At 72.8% G+C, this 6,065-nt stretch carries 7 protein-coding genes; 4 read left to right on the top strand and 3 right to left on the bottom strand.

Features of this window, described 5'->3' with window-relative positions; all coding sequences use genetic code 11:
* Nucleotides 1–251 precede the first annotated feature (251 nt).
* The gene (locus AB0M39_RS41210) at nt 252–884 is read right to left on the bottom strand and encodes a LysE family translocator (RefSeq protein ID WP_365374117.1); all 633 of its coding nucleotides are present in this window, start codon (nt 882–884) and stop codon (nt 252–254) included.
* A gap of 82 nt (nt 885–966) precedes the next feature.
* Between AB0M39_RS41210 and AB0M39_RS41205 the strand changes: the two genes are divergently transcribed.
* Nucleotides 967–1,878, top strand: coding sequence for a LysR family transcriptional regulator (locus AB0M39_RS41205; RefSeq protein ID WP_365374114.1), 912 nt, complete (start codon nt 967–969; stop codon nt 1,876–1,878).
* A gap of 68 nt (nt 1,879–1,946) precedes the next feature.
* On the opposite strand, the gene AB0M39_RS41200 is transcribed toward AB0M39_RS41205, so the two are convergent.
* Nucleotides 1,947–2,378, bottom strand: coding sequence for an ATP-binding protein (locus AB0M39_RS41200; protein WP_365374111.1), 432 nt, complete (start codon nt 2,376–2,378; stop codon nt 1,947–1,949).
* Nucleotides 2,379–2,601: 223 nt separating this feature from the next.
* Here AB0M39_RS41200 and AB0M39_RS41195 point away from each other — a divergent pair, with 223 nt between their 5' ends.
* Nucleotides 2,602–3,462, top strand: a complete 861-nt coding sequence (locus AB0M39_RS41195; RefSeq protein ID WP_365374109.1) for a helix-turn-helix transcriptional regulator — start codon at nt 2,602–2,604, stop codon at nt 3,460–3,462.
* Between the two features lie 37 nt (nt 3,463–3,499).
* Nucleotides 3,500–3,706, top strand: a complete 207-nt coding sequence (locus AB0M39_RS41190) for a DUF397 domain-containing protein (protein ID WP_365374106.1) — start codon at nt 3,500–3,502, stop codon at nt 3,704–3,706.
* Here the strand turns inward: AB0M39_RS41190 and AB0M39_RS41185 are convergent.
* Nucleotides 3,699–4,844, bottom strand: coding sequence for an 8-amino-7-oxononanoate synthase (locus AB0M39_RS41185; RefSeq protein WP_365374103.1), 1,146 nt, complete (start codon nt 4,842–4,844; stop codon nt 3,699–3,701). The genes AB0M39_RS41190 and AB0M39_RS41185 overlap by 8 nt on opposite strands.
* Nucleotides 4,845–4,989: 145 nt before the next feature.
* On the opposite strand from AB0M39_RS41185, the gene bioB reads away from it, so the two are divergent.
* Nucleotides 4,990–6,065: biotin synthase BioB (bioB, locus tag AB0M39_RS41180; RefSeq protein WP_365374101.1), on the top strand; the 1,076-nt coding region annotated here is incomplete at its 3' end.

Raw genomic sequence — 6,065 nt, 5'->3', positions numbered from 1 at the left:
CGACGCCCGGCGCGGCACCTCGCACGGCCCAGCGCGGCGTCCGAGCCCAGGCACCCAGAGCGGCACCCGGCACCGCGCCCGGCAACGGCGCTCCCGCCCGCCCCCGGCCCGCGCGCCGCGTGCGCGACGCCCCCTCCGCGCCGCCCGAGGTGTCCGGCACCCGAGGAGCCCGGTGCCCGAAGCCGGCGCCGGCGCCCGCTCCCCCGGAGCCCGCCCGTCGTCCGAGCCCACCCCGGCCCCCGAGGCCCGCCTCAGTGCGCCAGCGGCTCCGCCAGCAAGGTCACGCCCAGCGCCGTGAGCGCCCCGCCGCTGACGCCCTCCACCGCGCGCTTCGTGCGCGGTCGGCGCAGCCAGGCCCCCAGCCGGTCCACCAGCAGCGCGACCGCGGGGAACCAGATCAGCGCCAGGGCAACGACGATCGCGGCGAGCAGGAGCGTGCGCGGCAGCACGGCCGCCCCGTCCGGCACGAACTGCGGGAGCAGGCTCAGGAAGAGCACCGGCGCCTTCGGGTTGAGGACGTTGGTGAGGAAGCCCTGCCGCAGACTCCGTCCGACGCCCCCGGCCGCGTCCCCCTCGTTGTCCGGCGGCATGGCCGACTCCCGGTTCAGCGCGGCGCGCACGGACCGTATGCCGAGGTAGAGCACGTACGCGCCGCCGACGATCTGCAGCGTCCGGTAGAGGACCGGCACCGCGACCAGCACGGCGGCGAGCCCGGCGACCGCGAGCGCGGTGTGCACGACGAGGCCCCCGGCGACGCCGATCGCACAGGCCACCCCGGCGCGGCGGGAGGCGAGCGCGTTGCGTACGACGACGGTGAAGTCCGCCCCGGGCATGGCGACCATGCCCGCGGCGACGGAGACGAAGGCGACCAGCTGTGCGTCCATGGAGCCAGCCTGGCCCGAATCAGCCCTTAACGTGTACTTGTAATCTTCTGGGTCTGCCTAAAGGAACGCTTAAGGGGCCGCCATGTACGACCCGACACGGCTGGCGGCGCTCGTGGCGGTAGCCGAGGCCGGTTCGATCACCCGAGCCGCCGCCCGTCTGGGCTACACCGCGCCCGCGCTCTCCCAGCAGCTCGCCAAGCTGGAGCGGGAGGCGGGCGCGGCGCTGCTGGTCCGCCACCACCGAGGGGCGCGCCTGACGGCGGCCGGGGAGCTGCTGGCGGCGCGGGCCCGCCGGGTGCTGGACGAGATGGACCAGGCACGGCACGAACTGGCGCGGCTCGCGGGACTGTCCGGCGGCCGGCTGCGGGTGGGCACGTTCACCACGGTGGGCGTCCATCTGCTGCCGCCGGTGCTGAGCGCGTTCCGCCGGGCGCACCCGGACGTGGAGCTGACGGTCGCCGAGTTCGAGCCGCCGGGCGGCGTCCTCGCGGTGGCGGCGGGTCAGGTGGACCTGGCCCTCACCCATGCGTACGAGCCTGCGGAGCCTGCCCCGCCGCCCGCCGGGGTGGTCCTGGAGCCGCTGCTGGTGGAGGAGCTCGTCCTGGTGACGGCGCCGGGTCACGCGCTGGCGGGCGGCTCGGGCAGGCTGCCGGTGGCAGAGCTCGCGGGCCAGCCGCTGATCAGCAGCGCGCCCTCGCATCCGCCGCGCAAGGGCGTGGAGGGGGCGCTGGCCACAGCGGGGGCGACGCCCGCTGTGGTGTGCGAGTCGCCGGGGTACGCGCTGGTGTGCGCGCTGGTCAGCGCGGGGCTGGGAGTGGCGGTGGTGCCGGAGATGGTCGCCGCGATGGCGGCGACGCCTCTTGGCGTACGGCAGTTGGAGCCGGCGGCCTTCCATCGGACGATCTCGGTCGCGCACCGGGGCGAGGAGTCGGGTGCGGCCGCGGAGTCCTTGCGAGCGCTGCTGCGCGGCGCGTTCGGCCGCGCAGCGGGCTGAGGCGGACCGTTTCAGCTGAGCCTCCGGCGCTCGGTTCGGTTCAGCGGGCCCGTCCTCGTCGGCTGTGTCTAGTTCTGCACCGGGACGGTCCAGGGAAGGGCGATCCAGACCGTCTTGCCGCCCTCCGGTGTCGGCGTGATCGTCAGACGGCCCCCGTACTGGGCCGTCAGGCTGCGGATGATGACCATGCCCCGGCCGTTGTCCTGGCGGACGGCCGCGGGGAGCCGTTGCGGCCAGCGGGGGTGACTGTCGGTGACGCCGATGCGCAGCTGTTCGTCCCGTTCCAGCCGCAGGTCCACGGTGAAGGTGGGCGACTGGCCGAAGGTGTGCTGGACGGCGTTGGTGGCGAGCTCCGACACGATCAGACGCAGGGTGTCGGAGGCCTCGGTCTCGGCGGGGAGTCCCCATTCGGCGACCACGTGCGTGACGTATCTCCGGGCCGCGGAGACCGAGGCTGGATCGCTCGGCAGAGTGACGGATGCTTCCTGATGGTCTGCCATGGCGAGCTGTCCCTTTCCCACCGCGGCCGGGCTCCGACTCGTAAGCGGATCAATGCGAGGACGGCCACGGATTGTGCTTCGCGCCAGAGTGCCACTTATCGTGCCGTCGAGGGCGGCGATCCACCAAGATATGCATATATCTGTCGCTCAATGCGGTGAACTCTGCTACGCGAGAACGTATTTGGGCGCTCGCTCGTCCACACGGCTTCCCAAGGAGGAGGAGATGCGGCACGGTCCCGCGGTGCGCCGTCGCAAGCTCGGCGAGGAGCTCCGCCGGCTGCGCCTGGCCGCCGGTCTGACCAGCCGGGACGCCGGGCGGCTCGCCGGCTGGCACCAGTCGAAGGTCAGCCGGATCGAGACGGGCGTCAGCGGCGTGCGGGCCGACGATGTGACGCGGCTGCTGGATGTCTACCAGATCGACGACCCTCAACTGCGCGTGCTGCTCCAGACGTTGACAGGCGCGGCCGACGGTCTGGGGCACGGCTGGTGGCATGCGTACCGCGGGCTGATCCCGCCGGAGTACCAGGACTTCATCTCCCTGGAGGCCCAGGCGCATCTCGCGCGCACGCTGGAGACCTCGGTGGTGCCGGGTCTGCTGCAGACGCCTCAGTACGCGCGCGCGGTGACCGGGGCGGTGCTGGAGGAGCTGCCCGCGGCTGCCGTCGACTCGCTGGTGGAGGTGCGGCTCGCCCGGCAGGAGGTGCTCTACGGCGAGTCGCCGCTGTCGCTGAGCGTGGTGCTGGACGAGGCGGTGCTGCGGCGGGAGGTGGGCGGAGCGCGGGTGATGCGGGATCAGCTGCGGCGGCTGACCGAGCTCGCGCAGCTGCCTCATGTGCGCCTTCAGGTACTGCCGTTCGGGGGCGGCGGCTACGTCGGACTCACCGGGCCTTTCGTTATCTTCTCCTTTTTGAACACTTCTGATCTGGACGTGGTTGTTCTCGACCACTTGACGAGTACGCTCTACCTTGAGCGGAAAGAAGACCTCGAGGTGTACTGCGCCGCCTTCGAGAGAATGCAGGCGCGGGCCCTGACACCCGAGGACTCATTGGAACTCATCGCCCGCATCGGCGACGGCGCCCGCTGACGCCGCCCGTCGACGGCGCACAGGGAGGCACCCCCCCATGTCCGACCTCCTCGCACACGACGGATTGCAGTGGCGCCGCAGCAGCCGCAGCACGGGAATGAACAACTGCGTCGAGGCGGCCAGACTGCCCGACGCGTCGCTCGCGGTGCGCGACTCCAAGGACGTCGCCCTGCGCCCGCTGCGCTTCTCCCCCACGGCCTGGACCTGCTTTGTGACGGCGCTCGGCCGGCAGGCCGTCAGCTGACCGGCGCGGCCCCGATGATCGTCGCGAGGGCACTCTCGAGCTGCTGATCCGTCAGATCCGCCCGGGCCGTGAGCCTGATCCGGGAGATGCCGTCCGGCACGGACGGCGGCCGGAAGCAGCCGACGGCCAGTCCGGCGGAGCGGCAGTCCGCCGCCCAGCGCAGCGCGGCCTCCGGCGAGGGCGCCTGCACGGAGACGACCGCCGCGTCCGGCCGTGCGGCGGTCAGACCCGCCTCGACGAGCCGGCGGTGGAGCGTGGCGGCGACCGTGCGCGCCCGCCCGGCCAGCGCGGGCTCCCGGCGCAGCAGCCGCAGGCTCGCCAGTGCCGCGCCCGTCGCGGCGGGCGCGAGGCCGGTGTCGAAGATGAAGGTGCGGGCGGTGTTGACCAGATGGTCGACGACCCGCGCCGGGCCGAGCACCGCGCCGCCCTGGCTGCCCAGCGACTTGGACAGGGTGAGCGTGGCGACCACCCCTGGCCGCCCCGCGATGCCCGCGGCGTCCAGCGCGCCCCGGCCGCCGTCGCCGAGCACGCCGAGTCCGTGCGCGTCGTCGACGAGCAGCGCCGCGCCGTGCTCGGCGCAGGCGTCGGCCAGCGCGTTCAGCGGCGCCGCGTCGCCGTCCACCGAGAAGACCGAGTCGGTGACCGCGAGGGCCCGCCGGCCGGGGTGCGCGTCGAGCGTCTTGCGTACGGCGTCGACGTCGGCGTGCGGCACGACCGCCGTCTCCGCGCGGGAGAGCCGGCAGCCGTCGACGATCGAGGCGTGGTTGCCCGCGTCGGAGACGATCAGCGCGTCGCGGCCGCTCAGCGCGGTGACGGCGGCCAGGTTGGCCGCGTAGCCCGACGACAGGACCAGGGCGGCCTCGAATCCGCAGAAGGCGGCGAGTTCGCGCTCCAGCTCGGCGTGGAGCGCGGTGCTGCCGGTGACCAGCCGGGATCCGGTGGCCCCCGCGCCCCAGCGGCGGGCTGCCTCGGCGGCAGCCTCGGTGATCTCCGGGCGGCGGGTGAGTCCCAGATAGTCGTTGCCGGCGAGGTCCAGCAGCTCGGAGTCGGCGGCGCGCGGGCGGAGCGTACGGACGAGACCCGCGTGCTCACGGCGGCGCGACTCGTCGTCGATCCAGTCGAAAGGATCCTGGGGCATGGTGGTCCGGTCCTTTTGTAGGCAGCGCACAGACCCTAACCGGGTGCGCTCGAGGAACGGATGTGGCCATGCACACACCTCAAACACGCTCTGTTGTGGGGATCCTCCTTGGCCACAGCATGTGCCGTAGGACAGGATCAGCGCCATGGACCTGCTGAACACACTGGTGGAGAAGGGGCTGCGGCGCGAGCTGCCGAGCCGTGAAGAAGCGCTCGCCGTGCTGGCGACGTCCGACGACGATCTGCTCGACGTGGTGGCCGCCGCCGGCAAGGTGCGCCGCAAATGGTTCGAGCGGCGGGTGAAGCTCAACTATCTGGTCAACCTGAAGTCGGGTCTGTGCCCCGAGGACTGCTCCTACTGCTCCCAGCGGCTCGGGTCCAAGGCGGAGATCCTCAAGTACACCTGGCTCAAGCCCGACGAGGCATCGAAGGCCGCGGCCGCCGGAGTGGCGGGCGGCGCGAAGCGGGTCTGCCTGGTGGCGAGCGGTCGCGGGCCGACGGACCGGGACGTCGACCGGGTCTCGAAGACGATCGAGGCGATCAAGGACCAGAACGAGGGCGTCGAGGTGTGCGCCTGTCTCGGACTGCTCTCGAACGGCCAGGCCGAGCGGCTGCGGTCGGCGGGCGCCGACGCGTACAACCACAACCTCAATACGTCCGAGGGGACGTATGGCGACATCACGACCACGCACACCTACGCCGACCGCGTCGACACCGTGCACCAGGCGCAGGCCGCCGGGCTGTCCGCCTGCTCCGGGCTGATCGCCGGAATGGGCGAGAGCGACGAGGACCTGGTGGACGTGGTCTTCTCGCTGCGCGAGCTCGACCCGGACTCGGTGCCGGTGAACTTCCTGATCCCCTTCGAGGGCACGCCGCTGGCCAAGGAGTGGAACCTCACCCCCGAGCGCTGTCTGCGGATTCTCGCGATGGTGCGCTTCGTCTGCCCCGACGTCGAGGTACGCCTCGCGGGCGGGCGCGAGGTGCATCTGCGCTCGATGCAGCCGCTCGCGCTGCACCTGGTGAACTCGATCTTCCTCGGCGACTACCTCACCAGCGAGGGCCAGGCCGGCAAGGCGGACCTCGACATGATCGCGGACGCGGGCTTCGTGGTGGAGGGCGCGGGGACGACCACCCTGCCCGAGCACCGGGTGGACGCGCTCGAGGCGGCGGGCTGCGGCTCGCACTCGGGCGGCTGCGCGCCGTGCGGCGACGGCGGCGCGCC

The sequence above is a fragment of the Streptomyces sp. NPDC051907 genome (assembly GCF_040681075.1).
Taxonomy (GTDB): domain Bacteria; phylum Actinomycetota; class Actinomycetes; order Streptomycetales; family Streptomycetaceae; genus Streptomyces.
The sequence above is the reverse complement of the archived record's forward strand: the minus strand, read 5'-3'. Positions and strand labels throughout refer to the sequence as shown.